The organism is Deltaproteobacteria bacterium, from assembly GCA_021737785.1.
In the GTDB taxonomy this organism is placed as follows: Bacteria; Desulfobacterota; DSM-4660; order Desulfatiglandales; family Desulfatiglandaceae; genus AUK324.
The window spans coordinates 57,469-75,255 of the sequence record JAIPDI010000017.1; the positions used below are offsets into that span (position 1 = coordinate 57,469).

The 17,787-nt window shown below is 53.4% G+C and carries 16 protein-coding genes; 7 read left to right on the forward strand and 9 right to left on the reverse strand.

The window, feature by feature from the left end:
* Positions 1-165: 165 nt before the first annotated feature.
* Positions 166-1,440, reverse strand: a complete 1,275-nt coding sequence (serS, locus tag K9N21_10260; protein MCF8144291.1) for a serine--tRNA ligase — start codon at positions 1,438-1,440, stop codon at positions 166-168.
* A 453-nt stretch (positions 1,441-1,893) separates the two neighbouring features.
* Here serS and K9N21_10265 point away from each other — a divergent pair, with 453 nt between their 5' ends.
* Positions 1,894-3,291, forward strand: a complete 1,398-nt coding sequence (locus tag K9N21_10265; GenBank protein ID MCF8144292.1) for a cytochrome c biogenesis protein ResB — start codon at positions 1,894-1,896, stop codon at positions 3,289-3,291.
* 139 nt (positions 3,292-3,430) lie between these two features.
* The gene (ccsB, locus tag K9N21_10270) at positions 3,431-4,270 is read left to right on the forward strand and encodes a c-type cytochrome biogenesis protein CcsB (GenBank protein MCF8144293.1); all 840 of its coding nucleotides are present in this window, start codon (positions 3,431-3,433) and stop codon (positions 4,268-4,270) included.
* Between the two features lie 129 nt (positions 4,271-4,399).
* Here ccsB and K9N21_10275 read toward each other — a convergent pair whose 3' ends face one another.
* The 5 genes from K9N21_10275 to K9N21_10295 all read right to left on the reverse strand — a co-directional run bounded on the left by K9N21_10275 (position 4,400) and on the right by K9N21_10295 (position 9,744).
* Entirely contained in the window at positions 4,400-5,221 is an 822-nt protein-coding gene (locus K9N21_10275; protein MCF8144294.1) for an alpha/beta hydrolase, read from the reverse strand.
* Between the two features lie 102 nt (positions 5,222-5,323).
* Positions 5,324-6,916: an ASKHA domain-containing protein gene (locus tag K9N21_10280; protein MCF8144295.1), complete on the reverse strand. Its 1,593-nt coding sequence runs from the start codon at positions 6,914-6,916 to the stop codon at positions 5,324-5,326.
* Positions 6,917-6,929: 13 nt separating this feature from the next.
* Complete coding sequence (locus tag K9N21_10285; protein MCF8144296.1) at positions 6,930-7,346, reverse strand: secondary thiamine-phosphate synthase enzyme YjbQ; 417 nt, start codon at positions 7,344-7,346, stop codon at positions 6,930-6,932.
* 118 nt (positions 7,347-7,464) lie between these two features.
* Positions 7,465-7,938, reverse strand: coding sequence for a hypothetical protein (locus K9N21_10290; protein ID MCF8144297.1), 474 nt, complete (start codon positions 7,936-7,938; stop codon positions 7,465-7,467).
* A 3-nt stretch (positions 7,939-7,941) separates the two neighbouring features.
* Positions 7,942-9,744, reverse strand: a complete 1,803-nt coding sequence (locus tag K9N21_10295; GenBank protein ID MCF8144298.1) for a CHASE2 domain-containing protein — start codon at positions 9,742-9,744, stop codon at positions 7,942-7,944.
* 461 nt (positions 9,745-10,205) lie between these two features.
* Here K9N21_10295 and K9N21_10300 point away from each other — a divergent pair, with 461 nt between their 5' ends.
* Positions 10,206-10,721, forward strand: coding sequence for a LysM peptidoglycan-binding domain-containing protein (locus K9N21_10300; GenBank protein MCF8144299.1), 516 nt, complete (start codon positions 10,206-10,208; stop codon positions 10,719-10,721).
* Between the two features lie 14 nt (positions 10,722-10,735).
* Here the strand turns inward: K9N21_10300 and K9N21_10305 are convergent, their stop codons facing one another.
* Together K9N21_10305 and panB are read right to left on the reverse strand one after the other, a co-directional pair.
* Positions 10,736-11,662, reverse strand: a complete 927-nt coding sequence (locus K9N21_10305; GenBank protein MCF8144300.1) for a 2-dehydropantoate 2-reductase — start codon at positions 11,660-11,662, stop codon at positions 10,736-10,738.
* A gap of 116 nt (positions 11,663-11,778) precedes the next feature.
* Positions 11,779-12,612: a 3-methyl-2-oxobutanoate hydroxymethyltransferase gene (gene panB, locus K9N21_10310; GenBank protein MCF8144301.1), complete on the reverse strand. Its 834-nt coding sequence runs from the start codon at positions 12,610-12,612 to the stop codon at positions 11,779-11,781.
* 565 nt (positions 12,613-13,177) lie between these two features.
* On the opposite strand from panB, the gene K9N21_10315 reads away from it, so the two are divergent.
* From K9N21_10315 to K9N21_10330, 4 genes are all read left to right on the forward strand, one after another.
* On the forward strand, positions 13,178-14,260 hold the full coding sequence (locus K9N21_10315; GenBank protein ID MCF8144302.1) for a type IV pilus twitching motility protein PilT: 1,083 nt from the start codon (positions 13,178-13,180) through the stop codon (positions 14,258-14,260).
* 36 nt (positions 14,261-14,296) lie between these two features.
* On the forward strand, positions 14,297-15,481 hold the full coding sequence (locus K9N21_10320; GenBank protein ID MCF8144303.1) for a PilT/PilU family type 4a pilus ATPase: 1,185 nt from the start codon (positions 14,297-14,299) through the stop codon (positions 15,479-15,481).
* An 11-nt stretch (positions 15,482-15,492) separates the two neighbouring features.
* Positions 15,493-16,218: a zinc-ribbon domain-containing protein gene (locus K9N21_10325; protein MCF8144304.1), complete on the forward strand. Its 726-nt coding sequence runs from the start codon at positions 15,493-15,495 to the stop codon at positions 16,216-16,218.
* A 177-nt stretch (positions 16,219-16,395) separates the two neighbouring features.
* Positions 16,396-16,608, forward strand: coding sequence for a hypothetical protein (locus K9N21_10330; GenBank protein ID MCF8144305.1), 213 nt, complete (start codon positions 16,396-16,398; stop codon positions 16,606-16,608).
* Between the two features lie 57 nt (positions 16,609-16,665).
* Here K9N21_10330 and K9N21_10335 read toward each other — a convergent pair whose 3' ends face one another.
* Entirely contained in the window at positions 16,666-17,739 is a 1,074-nt protein-coding gene (locus K9N21_10335) for a galactokinase (protein MCF8144306.1), read from the reverse strand.
* Positions 17,740-17,787: the final 48 nt, after the last annotated feature.

Consider the following 17,787-nt stretch of genomic DNA (forward strand, 5'->3'; position numbering starts at 1 on the left):
GTTCTGGTCTATTCGAGATACTACTTTTGGATGTTGGAGTTGGGGTTTATGCTTTAGCATGGCGTCGGGTTTCTTCCTCATGCAAACTGGTCTGCCCGCCCCGCGGAGGTTCAGATGGGGACAGCCCACAAGCCGGGAGACTCTTGCTGGGAGGTAATAGGACGCTCACAGAGAAATGGCATCCATCCCTCCCATATACGGCCGTAGCGCATCGGGGATGGAGATACTCCCGTCTTTCTGTTGATAGTTTTCGAGAATCGCCACCAAAGTCCTTCCCACAGCCAGGCCTGATCCATTCAGGGTATGCACAAGTTCCGTCCCGGTCCCCCCTTTCTTCTTGAAGCGGATTCCGGCCCTCCTGGCCTGAAAATCAGCAAAATTGCTGCACGAAGAAATCTCGCGATAAAGTTCCTGCCCGGGAAGCCAGACCTCCAGATCATAGGTCTTCGCGGCGGAAAATCCGAGATCTCCGGTACATAATGAAACCACCCGATAGGGAAGTTCCAGGCGTCTGAGGACCTCTTCCGCATTCCGGGTCAATTTTTCCAATTCATCGTAAGATGTTTCAGGCCTCACAAACTTGACCAATTCCACCTTGTTGAACTGATGCTGCCGGATAAGCCCCCGAGTATCCTTTCCGTAGGATCCCGCCTCGGAACGGAAGCAGGGGGTGTAGGCCGCATAGTAGACAGGGAGATCTTCCTCCCTCAAAATCTCATCTCTATGGATATTGGTAACAGGGACCTCTGCCGTGGGGATCAGATAGAGATCCCATCCTTCCACCTTGAAGAGGTCTTCCTTGAATTTGGGTAATTGTCCGGTACCCGTTAAGGAATCGGCGTTGACCATAAAAGGAGGGAGGATTTCGGTATATCCATGTTCCCGGGTGTGCATATCGAGCATAAAGCTGATGAGGGCCCTCTCCAATTTCGCGCCCGGACCGATATAAAGGGCAAATCTCGATCCTGCAATCTTGGCCGCACGTTGGAAATCCAGGATGCCCAGGGTCTCTCCGATTTCCCAGTGCGGACGGGGGACAAAATTCATCTCTCTGATCACCCCCCACGTCCGTATCACCGGATTGTCTTTTTCATTCTCTCCCACCGGCACCGAGCTGTCAGGAAAATTGGGGATCACCATGAGCATCTGATCGAGTTCTTCAATATACGTGGGGAGTTCTTTCTCCTTTTCTTTGATCTTGGAGGCAACGGCCTTCATTTCAGCAATAACGGCTGAGGCATCCTCGCCCCTTTTTTTCATGACTGCAATATCTTCGCTCACCCGGTTCTTCTGATGACGAAGCGCTTCCAGACCGGACAGGATCTCTCTTCTGGCGCAATCCAGGGTCTCAAACCGCGAGATATCCAGGTCATATCCCCTGGTTTTCAGCATATTTTCAATATCCCTGAGATGGGACCTAACGAATTTAAGATCGAGCATGGTCTTCTCCTCCATAACCCCGGAAGATTTTCATTGCCATTTCGATTGACCCCTGTTGCTTGTAACATCTAATACATGATACAGCACAAATGGTCAAACGTTTTACACCCGCAAATCGGGTTTGCAGTTTAATGTCACCTGTGTTATAGGAAAGTACTTCCAGAATCATCATATTGAACCACCACAGTCTTTATCCCAATTTGCAATGTTGAAATGATGGAAGATCGGAATTATGGGTTCAGAGGATGAAAACAATTGAGAGCGTTCTTTTGCATTTCGTGCCCGTCTTTCCACTATTCCACGATTCCATCATTCCGGTTCAACCATACAGCCAGCTGTCGCAGAAAGACATATGATTGCCACGCCCTGGCGTGCAGAAATGCCGATCCCTCTGATTAACGCCTCATAACAGAGGAAGGCCCACCGGAATATGCTCCATGGGAGCTGCTAAGCATGAAATATCCGACATCAAAAAACAGGTCCAATATCTTCTGGGACTTTTTCGCTTCGGTCAAGTTGGCGATCGTACTCCTGATCGTCCTGGCCATTGTGTCTATCCTGGGAACACTGATCCCTCAGCAACAGGGAGCCGCCCAATTCGCCGGTCGCCTAAGCCCGGGTACGCTTAGGTTCTTTACGGCTCTCGACCTGTTCGACGTGTACCACTCCATATGGTTCAGGGTCCTTTTGGGGGTCATTACCCTCAATCTGATTATCTGTTCTCTTGACAGGTGGCCCGCTACATGGAAGCGATTTACTGCCCTTCCGAAACCCGACCGGGAAAAACCTTTTGAGGGGTTGCCGCCCGAGCGATCCTCTCTTACAGACGAGGCCCCGAAAGAAGCAGCAGAGCGGATCGGCCGATTGCTCCAATCCCGCTACAAAAAAATAAGGGAAAAGGAGGTGGAGGGGAATCGGTTTTTTTATGCAGAAAAAGGAGGGCTTTCCCTTTTCGGCGTTTATTTCGTTCATGTGAGCATACTCCTTATCCTTGTGGGCGGGATGGTGGGCTCCTTTTTCGGCTTTGAGGCCTATGTCAATATCCCGGAGGGCGAACAGACAGACACGGTCATGCTCCGGAAGGGAATGAGACCCCTAAAACTGGACTTCAGCGTACGCTGCGACCGGTTCCTGCTGGATTTCTATAAAAACGGCGCACCCAAGGAATACCGCTCCGATCTCAGCTTTCTTGTCAACGGAAAAGAGATCGAAAAACGTGGTGTCCTGGTGAACCATCCCGTGGAATTCATGGGAGTTACCTTTTATCAGTCGAGTTACGGCACCACGCCGGGCAGGACGGTTGATCTGAGAATATCCGGTCCGGGGGACTCAGAGACCGCCATGGAGGTGGAATCCGGAACGACGGTTAAACTCCCCGGCGGCGAAGGGGCCTTCAGGGTGGCGGACGCGAGGGGAGATATCATGAATATGGGGCCTGCCATCCTCATTTCGGTCCAGCCCGCCGGCGAGACCGACACCAGGGACTTCTGGGTGTTCAAGAACCGGGAGGAGGTCCTCAGCAGGCTTCCCGAGCCGATGCGCCGGTCCCCCAAATTCGATCCTACCGCCTTCCCGCCGTATACCTTTTTCCTTGAAGATATGGGAACCCGGTATTACACCGGGCTTCAGGTCAACAGAGATCCCGGAGTCCCCATCGTCTGGGGGGGGTGTTTTTTTATGGTCTTGGGTCTTTTTTTCACTTTTTTCACCTCCCACCGCAGAATATGGATCCGGATATTGGGTGCAGTACCAGAGGCCAGGATCGAGGTTGCGGGGACATCCAATAAAAATCCGGTGGGTCTCGAGAGGGAACTGGAACATCTGATGGGGGATATACGTAAGATTGATTAATGGAGGATCGGCTATTGAGACCACTTGCGGACCGTAAGGATCACCATTAAGGCAGAGGTTTTGACCTCTAACCGGGAACCGGCATCCGGTATCCATTCCGAACCGCGGATCATACACTCCACCAAAAGGGCGGAAAATCATGTTAGATTCCATCATCCTAAGCTATACAACGTTTGTCTATTTCGCTGCGTTTATGCTCTACCTCCTCGGCATGGTCATGAACCGGGCGCTTCTTGCCAAACTGGGCACCTTCGCGTCCCTCCTCGGGCTTACCGCCCAGACCGCGGCCATCATTCTCAGGTGGGTGACATCCTATAAGATGGGTATCGGTCATGCACCTTTTTCCAATCTCTATGAATCCCTGATCTTCTTTGCCTGGACCCTCATGTTTCTCTATATGATCGTGGAATGGCGGACCAAAAACAGGACCTTCGGCACCTTTGTCACGCCGCTGGCATTCCTGGCCATGGCCTATGCCTCCTTTTCCCCCGGTATCAGCAGCCATATCCAGCCGCTGATCCCCGCGCTCAAGAGCAACTGGCTCATCAGTCATGTAATCACCTGCTTTTTCGGCTATGCTGCATTCGGCGTTTCTTTCGGTCTCAGCATCATGTATCTGATGAAGCGGCTGGACGCGCCGGAGAGGAAAAATATCTTCCTGAAACTGATCCCCTCACAGGGGATCCTTGACGATCTCAATTACCAGATGATTGTCATAGGGTTCCTGATGTTGACCCTCGGCATTATCACAGGATCCGTCTGGGCGCATTCCGCATGGGGAAGCTACTGGAGCTGGGACCCGAAAGAGACATGGTCTCTCATTACCTGGCTCATCTATGCCGCGGTGATTCATTCACGGATGGTAAGGGGTTGGAAGGGGAAAAGAATTGCCATCCTCTCCATGGTCGGGTTTTTCTGCGTCTTATTCACCTATTTCGGCGTCAACTATCTCGCCGGTCTCCACAGCTATGCGAAGTAACGCCCAGGTGAGAAACCGGGTTCTGGATATTTGGAACTCGTCGGATGACCGGAGGCTGGAGACGGGGGATGCCATGTTCCCGATCTCTGATCTCCCACATCCGAGTTCTGTCATCCGACCGCCGTTTCCCTACGGTGTAGGATACCTCGCAAATCGTGAAAATGCCTCGGCATACGCTTTTCCGCCCACCCGATAGGTGTCATTATGACCCGCTCCCGGAATCGGGTAAAAACTCTTGGGATCCGGTGACGCCTCATACAATATTCGGCCCATCGAAAAGGGGACAATCTCATCCTTTTCTCCGTGGATGATAAATTTGGGGGCATGGATTGCCTTGATTTTCTCAATATTATTGTAGTTGACGGGTAAGACGGGCGAGACGAGCTGAAAAAGAAACATCTGTCTCGCCATGTCCCTGGTGGAGGTAAAGGCGTTCTCGATGATAAGCGCCCTGACCTCCCTTCTCATGGCAATTTCAATGGCCGCTGCAGCCCCGAGGGAGCGGCCGAAGGGGATGATGCGGTCCGGCGGGAGCTTCCTGCGCGAGACCAGGTAATCATACGCTGCCAGGCCATCCTGGTAAATGCCCTTCTCCGAAGGACTTCCCTTGCTCCGGCCGTATCCCCGGTAGTCATAGATAAAAACCTGGAGATCCTGATCCAGCAGCACCTTTACATTCTCAAGTCGATGGGAGATGTTGCCTGCGTTTCCGTGGCAAAAGAGGATGACCGGGGCCCTGTTGTCTAAAGGGAAAAACCATCCGTGAAGCCGGGTGCCGTCCGCGGCCTCAAACGACACATCTTCAGCGATTAGTCCCCAGTCTGCAGGGGCCGCGTCAAGAGAACGCTCCGGGAAAAAAATAAAGAAGTTTTCAATCCTGGAATACCCCAGATAAGATAAAAGACCCAATAAGACCACCAGAAGGATGAGACCGGACCTGCCTCTAGACATAATAACGATAGGGGTTCATTTTGGCTTTCCGATAATAGGATCGCAAATACTCGGCCAAATTTCAATGACAAGAGTATTGCAATCCAGGCAGCTTCTTTTTTATCAGCTTCGGTCTCCAGCGCTGACGCTGGGGAAAAGCGACCTGTCCGTGTGGGGAATGAACTTGGCGGCGCTGAAGAGGTTCATGAACTCCTGATTCACATTGAGTTCCAGATAAGTGATCCGATCCCTTATCTGAAAGAGCGCCTCCCTGGCCTCAGTCCCCAGAAGGGCCAGGGCAGCCCCTTCCAGGGAGGTATTCCCCAGAGAGACATATGTCTCCAGCGGGAGGTCGGGAATCATCCCGATGGTAATCGCCGACCTCGGATCTATGTAAGACCCGAATGTCCCGGCCACATAAAATTGCCCTATCTCTGAAAAAGAGATATTCACTGTATTGGCAATGGTGGTCAGTATGGTGTACATGGCGGCCTTGGATCGTATGAGCCCGTCCATATCGGTCTGGCTCAGGGTAAGAGGGCTGCCGGTCCCGGAATCTCTGGCAGGGACCACCACCAGATGCCGGGTTCCGTCCATCTCCTCAAGACGGTCCCCGCACGCGGCCTCCACAAATTTCCCCCTCAAATCGATCATCCCGGCCAGGAAGAGCTGGGCCGCAAGATCAATAAGCCCGGAACCGCAGATTCCCACCGGCCGTTGTCCCTGTGGGGCCTTGGCATCCCCCGGATCCTGAATCGTCCCTATCCTGAACTCACGTGTGACCGGATCAATGGTCACCCGGTCGATGACACCTGGCCCCGCCATCATTCCCATGTCTGCAATGCCCCCCTCCAGGGCAGGACCTGCCGCCCCGGCGCAGGCCATGAGCCACTCCCTGTTGCCGACCACCACCTCGGCATTGGTCCCCACATCCACTAAGAAAGATATGTCGCTCTGCCGGTTCATACCCGAAGCCAGAATCCCGGCTATCAGGTCCCCGCCGAAATAGCTGCCCACGTTGGGAGAAACCAGCACCGGGGCGCCCCGATTGATGTTCAGGCCCAGTTCACAGGAAGGAATCAATCCCGGTCGGTTCACCACGGGAATATACGGCTCACGGCAGATCCAATAGGGATCCAGGCCCAGGAACAGATGCGTCATGGTGGTGTTCCCGGCAACTGACATGCCCACCACCGATTCCAGGCCTATTCCATGTTTTCGAGACAAAATTTCCACTTCTTGATTGAGCCGCTCAATGGTCATCTCCTGAAGCCTCGAAAGCCCTCCCTCCCGGGCCGCGTAGTGGATCCGGGTGAGGATGTCCGCACCGATCTCAATCTGGGGATTGTGGAAGGAGGATTCATCCGTCACAATACCGGTTTCAAGGTCTACCAGCCTCACAACAACGGTTGAACTTCCCAGATCGAGGGCGACACCATGAATCGCCTGCTGATCCCGCGTCCCCGAGATATCGATCAGATGCCAGCCGTCATGCTCCTCATACACGGATGCGCCGACGTGATAGTTCCAGTGCCTGAGAGAGGCGGACACCTTTCCTGCCAGCGAGAAATCAACATCTACATTTTCCGTATGGAGGGCCTTTTTCAGCCCCTTGATGAGACGGTCCACGTCAGCGGTATTGTCGCTGAGGCTCGGCGGCTTGAGATCCGGCCACACTTTCCTGATCCACCCATTTTGTTCTCCGATGCTTTCCATTGGTAACCGTTTCTCACTCCCCGATAATTTTTACCAGGACGCGCTTCCTCCTCCTTCCGTCGAATTCACCGTAAAAAATCTGCTCCCAGGTCCCGAAATCGAGTCTGCCCTCAGTAACGGCGACCACCACCTCCCGTCCCATAATCTGTCGCTTCATGTGGGCGTCTGCGTTATCTTCCCCCACATTGTGCCGGTACTGGGCCACGGGTTCATGGGGCGCCAGCTTCTCCAGCCATATGTCATAGTCATGGTGGAGTCCGGCCTCATCGTCATTGATAAAGACCGATGCGGTGATGTGCATGGCATTCACCAAAACCAGTCCCTCCTGAATGCCGCTTTCCTTCAGGCAGTCATTCACCTGGGGGGTAATGTTGATAAAGGCCCTCCTGGAAGGTACCTGGAACCAGAGTTCCTTTCTGTAGCTTTTCATAGTCATGGTCCTTTGTAATGGCAAGAAGTCACCACTTCCTTCACTTTAGGTGCCCTAATGCAGGGAACCTTGAAGGATCAACACCACAGGCCAACGCTTCTGGGGGTAGGTCTTTGATTTATCTGGCGCCGCCCCCGCCGCCCCCGCCGCCCCCGCCCCCGCCATGATCGAATTCTGGAGGGTTGGCGCGAGCACTAAAGAGCTTTAAGAGAAAATAGGTTTTTTCCCCGGGGAGGACAGTGAGTTCAACCGGGCCTTCCCCCTCCCACACATAATCCGACGGGATCATGAGGATGTACCTGCCCGCCCGAACAGCCGTCGGGTTCAGGGGGGTTTCGCCCACGAAAATCTCTCCACTGGAACAGACATGTCTTACGGATTTGATCAACCCGAAAAATACCCTTGTCTCTTTTGGCACATAGTTGCCCTCTGGACACAAGCGAAGGTTGATGCCCGCGATATTGCAATCCACCTCCAGCAACCCGGCTACGGACTTCATGGGATCGGCTGCTTGGGCCGGGCACGTTGTCACCGGGGTCATAATGCAAGTCCATACGACCAACAGAAAGCCTGCGCCCGCTATTTTGTGCATGGTTCACCTCCCGGATTGAACAGGCTTGATTCGCATGCAAATAATGATAAACAGGATCGACGCACACAGAAAATTGGCCAGGCCGAAAAGGACAGGTGTGACGGCCAGGCCGATGATCAGAAACATGGCCGCCAGTCCCATGGCCCCATGGGTCAGCTTCCAGTTCTCTTTTCTGTCTGCCAGGACATACACGAGGCTGAGGAAGACGCATGTGATGATCGTCTCGAGGAGTAAAAACAGGAGACTTTCCAGATTCAGCAGCGAAAACCGTTTGGCATCCGTGGGCCATGACCATTCGTCGTTGATCTCGATGGGGTAATATCCGTTCACGATCTGGTTGATGGCATGGGCAAAAAGAAACACACCGGGCATGCCGTATGGATCCCCGGAATCGTTGGGCGTAAAATCCGTGGGGCTGTAAGGGACCATGAAATAGTCTGTATCGGTCAGGGAGAGGCCGATCAGGACAATCCTGCCGTCAAGCCTGGTTTTGTCGGCCGTGCCATTATATACTTCATGATAAGGAACCCTGTCAAAAGGTGTTTTGGAAAAGGCCAACCAGAGCCTTCCTGGAATGGGCTTTCCTATGAGACGCACGCTGCCGTTCTCTATCCTGGGGTCCAACCCGAGTTTTCTGGCCAGGACCTGCACAAAAAAACTCGCCTTTTCGACCCGGCTTCCCGAGATATCCAGTCGGTCCCATGATAACAGATACATCACCTCATGGATCCACGTAATGTCCCTGTAGACCGAAATATAGCCCCAGGATGCCCGCTTGTAGATCTCAGGATCCTGGATATTCTGAAACTGCCCGACAATGATCGGGAACTTCTTCTGTTTGGCCCACTCCAGTCCCTTGATAAATTCCCGGGAGGCCTCCCTGGTTGCGTCATCATAGGGGGGTGAAAACCAGAAATCAAATCCCACCGCGGCCGCGCCCATCTCGTAGAGGTTCCGGATCGCCCTGGCATGATACCTTCGCCAGAGCTTGGGATCTCTGGCAAAAGAAGGCGGCGGATCCTCACCCGCCGCCATGTGCATCTCCTTGTTTTCGTTCTCCTCCATGGTCACCACCGTTACGTCCATGGAATTGGGGATAAGGGCCAGCCGGCATTGCCATATCTTTGTCAGGACATTCAGGTTCAGGTGATTGGCCAGCGGCATGAGAACGACCATCAAAAACGAGGTTATGACCATGCGTTTCACCCACCGGTTGTTCACGCCTTTCCGAACCGATTCGGCACGGGGGACCCTGCTGCCTGTCCGGACCCACTTTTGAACATCCTCTTCCCGCCACAATACCCGGTAGGCCCTCACCGGTTCGGTGATGTTCTTTACCTGTTGCTCCCCCATAAAGTCGTAGGCCAGGCCCAGTTTCCGCCGGACCTGATCGTAGGCTGTGCCCGAAATGCAGATGCCTCCGGGATCTGCCAGGCTTTCCAGTCGGGCCGCGATGTTCACCCCGTCCCCGTAGATCTCCGCCCCCTCAATAATCACGTCCCCGATATTGATGCCGATCCGGAACACCATCCTGCGATGCTCGGGCAACTCGGCGTTCTTCGCGGCCAGGGCCGTCTGGATCTCCGTCGCGCATTGTATCGCATCGACCGCGCTGGCGAATTCGGCCATCAGATTGTCGCCCGGAGAGTCTACCACCCGACCCCGGTGATTCCGTATCAGGACGCGCATCACCTGACGATAGGCCGTAATAGTCCTTACGGTAGCCTCTTCATCATCCCCCATGAGACGGCTGTACCCCTGCACATCAGCACTCAAAATGGCGGTAAGTTTACGATGAAGGTCCATCCCTTTTCTTCTTCTTGATTCCCAGTGACCTTGCCCCGTTTAGAGAGATACCACCGTGCAGGAGGTATCCCATGGTTCATGTGAACCGGCCGCATCGCGTCCTGTTGGGCCGCCACATTATCATGGCTCCTGGTTAAAATTGCAAAAGAGAAAAGCAGAATGAGACCAAAAAGTCAACCGATGTTCATCTTCTTGCTGGCGGGAGAGAAATGTTGATCCCGAAGGATGCAGGATTGCCGGTCGAAAACACCTCAATTAGGAATTGCAGATACGGCTTTTCAATCTTCAGCAATCACTCCTCAACAGCCAATCACCGAGGATTTTCATTTACATGATCCTTCAAAAACATTATAAATCTTTTCGAAGGAAGAACTTGTTCGGAAATAGATTTTATTTGTGATGAGCGAACCAGAAGGGAGGAACGCGTGAACCAGGATCGAGATGAGGCGGCACAGGAATTCATGGACGAGATTGTCGATGACCTTGGATATACGCCCAAAGGCGGGAAAACTCAGAGTTCCGGGTCGACCGTCGACCCAGGCCGTTTCCCAAAATTCCTCATTCCATGGGCCATCGGCATCTTTCTACTCGTTCTCATGATTGTTTTCTTCGTGATAGGCGGAAACGGGAACAGTACCGAAGAACTTGCCTCCATACAGGCCGACGTGAACAAGCTTGAAGAGCGGCTGGCCCGTCTGGAAGGGCTTGAAAAACTTGAGGACAGAATCGTACATCTCGAGAAAGAGGCAAACCGGCTGCAACAGGATATCCGGAAAATAATCGGCCGCGACGCCACCGCTTCCCCAAAAACATCATCCTCGGCAGTCACGCAGAGGTATCACACGGTTCGGTCAGGCGAAAGTCTGTACACCATCGCCAGGAAATACGGCATTTCCACGGACCGGTTATGCAAACTGAACAATATCAGCCCCAAACAACCGATCCAGCCGGGCCAGAAGCTCCTGGTGGGAGGGTAGGTGGCAGTTTCGCCTCACTCGGTGACCCTCTGATCATAGGATTCCTGGATCGCTTCCACGAGGGACGTCAGGGTCAGATTCACAGGGGTCGGGATGCCGAATTTGAGACCTTCTCGAACAATAGCCCCGTTAATGGCCTGGATCTCAGTGACCCGCTTGGCCAAAACATCCTGGAGCATGGAGGCCGTATTTTCCGCGGTAGCGCGGCATACCTCCAGAACCCGTTTAAAAGGGTCCGGGTAGGGCAGACGAATCCCCCTGGCAACAGCAACACTCATGGCCTCCTGAACCGCCATCTTCATAACCGTTTTCGCCCCCTTTATGGCAGGGAGACGGCCGTTCTTGACCCGAGTGATGGCTGTCAGTGCGTTTATGCCGACATTCACGATCAGTTTGCCCCAGATAAGGTTTTCCACATCGTCGGCGGTGCGGGTATCGAATCCCGCCCCTGCAAACGCCTTGACAATTTTTGCCACCGGACCGTCCGCGCTCCCTGCAGGCCCGATAACGGTCTGCCCCCGTCCTGCGTGCCTTGCGTGACCCGGACCCAGGAGTGTTGCCCCTTCTGCCGTAACGCCGCCCAATACCCTTCCCTTCCCGAATACCTCCTCCAACAGCTCAAGGTTGCCGAGGCCATTTTGAAGGGTCAGAACCGAAGTCTGAAGGTGAATCCACGAGGCGATCTCTTCTGCCGCCTCCCGTGTCTGGTTTGCCTTCACGCAGAAGAGCGCCACATCCGGTTCTTCTTCAATCCTTCCCGTGACCGCCTGGACATGAACCCGTTCTTCACCGGTCGTCTCCTCAAGGCATATACCATGCCTGTTGATGAAATCCGCCCGCTCGGGATTATAATCCGCAATCGTCACCTGATGCCCCACCTTTTTGAGGCGGCTGGCGAAAAGGCACCCCATGGCACCGGGACCTACCACTAAAAAATTCATTGCGCTACTCCTTAATTTATACAGAAAACCAACGTCGAAAGACACCAGGCGCGAGACAACAGGCGCTTCCGTCCCGGTCGACCGAGTAACCCATATCCGCCTGACACGCGTTCTCGCTACAATCGCTCGGACTCTTCGGCCTTCATGACAAAACTATGTTCCGGCCCGGGGAATATCCCCTTCTCCACCTCGTCCCGATACTGGATAAGGGCCTCCCGTATCATGGGGGCCAGGTTGACATACTGTTTGACCATCTTGGGGGTGAACCGCTCAAAGAGGCCAACCAGATCATGATAGACCAGCACCTGCCCGTCACAGTATTTGCCGGCCCCGATTCCGATGGTAGGGATCTTCAGACTATCCGTGATCTTGGAAGCGACCTGGTCCGGGATGCATTCCAGGACGATCATAAAGGCCCCTGCATCTTCAAGGTCTTTTGCGGATTGAACCAGCTTGTTCGCACTGTCAGCATCCTTGCCCTGGACCTTGAAGCCGCTGAGCTTGGTGGCCGTCTGGGGGGTTAGCCCGATGTGAGCGCAGACCGGTATCCCTGCATCTGTCATGGCCTTCACTACGTGGCTCATTTCAGACCCTCCTTCAAGTTTCACCGCCTCGCATCCTGCCTCCTTTATGAAACGACCGGCATTCTCCACCGCCTTCTCCACGCTCACCTGATAGGACATAAAGGGCATATCCCCGATAATAAAGCTCAGTTTCGCCCCCCGGCGCACGGCCTTGCAGTGATGGAGCATCTCATCCATGGTCACCGGAACCGTGGATTCATACCCCAGAACGACCATGGCCAGGGAATCTCCCACCAATATGGTATCGATTTCCGCTTGATCCACCAGACTGGCCGTAGGATAGTCATAGGCCGTCATCATGGTAATCTTCCTTCCTTCGCTCACTTTTTTCTCAAGATAACTGATCGTCACTTTTTGTCGGGCCACCTATTTCACCTCCTGAGGAATAATGTTGAAATGGCATAAGAATCAATTGTCAGATCATGGAAGCCCCTCTGATCCCGATTGACATCGGAACTTCCTCTCATTTGGGCGAATTGCAAAAAAAAAGGCCTTGCGGCGACACCGCAAGACCCTTTTTCAAGTTAACGCAATCATCAGGAAAGACCTTTCCATCACCTATGATGATCTTCCCTTTCAAATCGCCTTTCAGTCTGCTTAACCGTCCCGGTCGTGGTTTCACTCCCAGATCCAGGCGGTATCACCTTCATGGCATATGCAATAACAATGAACATCCCCCGGATAAATGACCGTTTGATCAGGTTCACCTTCCCTCAGGGGCATTAAAGAATATCGTTAACAGATGGGGCCGCTTTTGTCAACACAATTCAGAACTATTTTCAGGCCAGCTGAGCCTTATTTGATGGGCGCAAAAGGCTTTTTGCCGGATTCCATTTTATGGTTGAACTGGATCTCTTGCTGTGCATAATGAATGGCGTATTCTCATCATGAGATCTTCCTCACTCTAACGCTTCTGAAAGGGGACTGTATCATGGCGCAAATCGACGCCTTTTTTAAGCTGATGCATGACCAGGGGGCCTCAGACCTTCACCTGATGTCCGGGCAGCAGCCTGTGCTGCGGATTCAGGGGGATCTGGAGCGGGTAAAATACAAAGAGCTGGATAACGATACCCTAAAGGCCATGCTCTATGAAATTGCGCCGGAAGAGAAGGTTAAGGTCTTTGAGGAAAGCGGAGATGTGGACTTTGCCTATGAGATCCCCGCCCTGGCCCGATACCGGGCCAATTTTTTCGAGCAGAAGAACGGGGTAGGCGCTGTTTTCAGAGAGATACCTTCTACCGTTCTCACCTGCGAACAATTGGGGCTTCCCCCCGTGGTCCGAAAATTGGCCTCCCTGCCGAGGGGGCTGGTCCTGGTTACCGGACCCACCGGGAGCGGTAAATCCACCACTTTGGCGGCCATTATCGACGAGGCCAATAAGACGCGGAAGGATCACATCCTCACCATCGAAGATCCTATTGAATTTGTCCACAAGAGCTCCAAGGCGATCATCAATCATCGTGAAGTGGGTCTTCACACCCGAAGTTTTTCCGCTGCCCTGCGAGGCGCATTGAGGGAAGATCCGGATATCATACTGGTAGGGGAAATGCGCGACCTGGAGACCATTTCACTGGCCATAGAGGCATCCGCCACAGGCCATCTGGTGTTCGGCACGCTTCACACCACCAGTGCGGCAAAGACCGTGGACCGGGTTATAGAGGTTTTTCCCGTAACCCAGCAGGAACAGATTCGAAATACCCTTGCGGACGGCCTCAGGGCGGTGGTTGCGCAAAATCTTTTCAAACGTATCGACAAGAAAGCCCGATGCGCGGCACTCGAAATCATGATCGCAACCCCTGCGGTCCGGAATCTTATCCGGGAAGCGAAGACATTCCAGATCCCTTCAATGATACAGACAGGGAAGAAGTACGGGATGCAGACATTGGACGATGCGATCATGAACTTCCTGAATAAGAAAATGATAAGCGCGGATGACGCCTACGCCAAGTCCAATGATAAGGCCAAATTTCTTCCTTTCTTGAAGAATCCGCCCACTGATTTTACAGAGGCATAAGGAAGTGCAGATATCCGCGGACAAGGAGATCATTCAATGAGACCGCAGCAGATCGATTCCATCCTGAGTTCCATGTTGAAATCCCACGACAATGTGTCGGACCTTAATATGACCGTAGGCAAGCCCTTTCAAGTGGAATCGTCCGGTCAGTTGGTTCCGGTGCCGCTGACCCCCGCCATTCAGCGCTTGACCCCCTTTCAGACGGAGATATTCGCCCTCAATCTTATCGGCGGCGACCGGCGCCTCACCCAAACCCTTCTGACCCAAGGCTCGTGTGATTCCTCCTACCAATTGGCGGGCAAGGCCCGTTTCAGGGTCAATATCTTTTCCCAGAAGGGTTGCTATTCCATTGTAATGCGCCAATTGGCCACCAGTGTTCCTACCATTACAGACCTGAATCTTCCATCTGCCTTCTCCAAAATGACCGGCGAAAAAAACGGGATCATTCTGGTGACAGGGGCCACCGGGAGCGGAAAGACCACATCCCTCGCGGCCTTTTTGAATGAAATCAACGAAACACAGTCTGTTCACGTGGTCACACTGGAAGACCCGGTAGAATATGTCCATTCCCAGAAGAGGGCCACCTTCAATCAACGGGAACTGGGCATGGACTTTGATTCCTTTGCGTCGGGCCTGAGATCTGCACTCAGACAGGCCCCAAAGGTGGTGCTGGTGGGCGAAATGAGAGACCGGGAGACCGTGGAAATCGGTCTTTCTGCCGCAGAGACCGGGCACCTGGTCCTCAGCACCCTCCATACCGTGGATGCGGGACAGACGATCAACCGGATTGTGGGCATGTTTGAGCAGGAAGAGGAAAAGCAGATACGGATCCGGCTTGCAGATACGATGCGCTGGGTTGTCTGTCAGCGGCTTCTCCCCAAGGTAGGGGGCGGGCGTGTGGCGGCATTTGAAATCATGGGATCCAATCTTCGGGTAAAGGATACGATTCTCCATGGTGAATCCGAAGGCAAGACCTACTATGAAATTATCGAAGGAAGTCAGCCCTTCGGCATGATGACCTTTGATCAATCTATCTCCGAACTCTACAAGAATGGTCTTATTGAAGAAAACACCGCCATGGGGTATGCATCAAGAAAGGCGATCGTAGGCAGAGCAATCGATACCATTAAGTCTCAAAGGGGAGAAAAGACGACCACCATCGAAGGTCTGGCCATTGATGAAGATTATGGACAAGAGAATGAGAATAAAAGGTCTTTCTGAGGAGTAATCCAATGGAACTCGTATGCGAATCGTGCAAGGCCAAATTGAATATTCCCGAGGAAAAGCTCCCCCCGGGACAGCGGGTAAGCGTCAGATGTCCCCGTTGTAAGAACAAGCTGGTCATCGATACCAAGACGGTGGCATCCGAGGGCGCATCTCCCCCGGCGCAGGTCTCCAGGAAAGCAGAAGGTCCCACGGCGGATACAGCCGTGCCATCAGTGGAACAGGAATATGATTCATCCACTTCCGAAATATACGGTCTTGACGACACAGAGGCAGACAGTGCTCTGGATTCCTATGAAGAGGGGGACAAGCTGGCCCTTCTCATGACGGCCGACGACCTTCGTCTGGAAACGATGAAGGCGGCCCTCGACGCATTGGGCTACAATACGATTCGAGCCGAAAACACCCGTGAGGCCGTGTCCAAGATGCGATTCCTAAACTTTGATCTGGTCATACTATCCGACCTTTTCGACAATATCCGGCTTCAACAAAGTCCTATCCTCCAATATCTCAACCATCTCTCCATGTCTGTCCGCAGAAAGATGTTTGTTGTCTTGATGAGCGACACGTTCCGGACCATGGATCCCATGTCGGCATTTGCCATGAGCGCCAATCTGGTCGCGAACTGGAAAGATCTGGGCAGGTTTTCAAACATATTGGCACGGGCCGTGTCGGAGAATGCGAATTTCTACAAGGTCTTTATGGATACCTTGAGGGAAACAGGAAAGGCCTGATCCAAACGGACAATCATCATCGGCGATTGTCGATTGACAAATTGCCAAAAACATGTAACCGTACGACCTTCCTTCTGGAAAAAATTGAACTTGTGAGCAGCTTTCACTCAAAAGGACATGGATAGAACGGATCGATATAAGCTGAGAATACAAAACTGTGTAGGAACCATCCTTGATGTGCACAGTACCATCAGCAAAAAATTTGAAAATCAGGAACTCTTGTCCCAGTTTGAGGGGTTGGAGGAAGCCCTTGAGACCCTTGATATGACCTTTGTCTCTGAGGGGGACATCCTGATGGTTGAACAGGCCACCAATGCCCTCCTGGACGAATTCCGCGGCCTTTTTGACGCAGGCCTGCTCGGACCTGTTTACGGACATGCATTGAATTGATGCCGGACCGCGGTGCCATCTTTTCCAAGAACAGCGTCCGTGAGGACCATGACCCTATCATCTGGATTCAATATCGGATTCCTGCTTCACCCCTGACGGATCGACTTGGCAATCAAGAATGGCGGCGCCTTTAATTTTCACCAGACGGGTTTCCCAAATGCGTCTCAACGTGTCAATCCGATCCACATCGCCTATGGCCCATAGGGAACCTCCTGCGCCCGCCCCCGTGAATCTGGCCCCACACCCTGCATTCTCCGCCGTTTCTATCAGTTCCTCTGTTACCGGTGTGAGGGCCTCGGGCGTGATCTCCCTCCTGACAGACATCTCTTCCCGAATCAAGGCCGCCGCCTGACTCCAGTCCCTCGCTTCAACGGCCCGACCGAACCGGCGCACGGTCTCGTTGACCTTAAGCCATCCCGTCCGTGTTCTGCCCGAAAGAAAATCCCTGATCCAGCGACGGTTCGTACTCGACGCTGTATGACGCTTTCCGCTGTATGCGACCAGAAGATGTCTGGAAAGAACGGCCTGTCCTTTCCGGTCCAGAAGCGCCCGCCTTCTGAACAAGGTCTTATGGCTTCCATAAGACCATTCCCAATGCTGCACGCCTCCATAGACCGCGGCGGCCTGATCCTGAATCCCGCAGTTGCCGCCGCTGACCCCATCTTCCAGATGATATCCCGCATGAAGGATCTCCTTTCTTGAGAGATCTTTTCGGCCAAGGTATGAAGCCGTCTTTGACAGGGCGCTGATGAGGGCCACGAGCGCCGTGCTGGATCCTCCCAGGGCCGACCTCACAGGGGATTGAGAATTGATTTTCACCTCCAACCCGTGGAAGCCGAAAAAAGAAACAGCAGCAAAAAAGAGCCCGAACCGGGTGTCAAAAGGGAGCCTGTCAATGGGGAAGATCTCCGGCGCACCAAAGCCGACGGAGCTGATCTTCACCCGGCCCGCCTCATAGGGGTGGAGCGACGCGGAGGTCCGCAGGGTAAGGGCGATATTGACCGTCGTCGGTTGAATCCTCTCAAGGGGAAGCGCCAGGGCCTTGATGTCCCAGGTGCCTCCTGAATCGATGCGACAGGGCGCCGATGCCACCACAGACTGTTTTGAGAGGAGGTCTTTTACCAGAATCATACAGGAGCCCTTCACCGCGCCTACGGTTTGTCGACGGGCACATCGGGT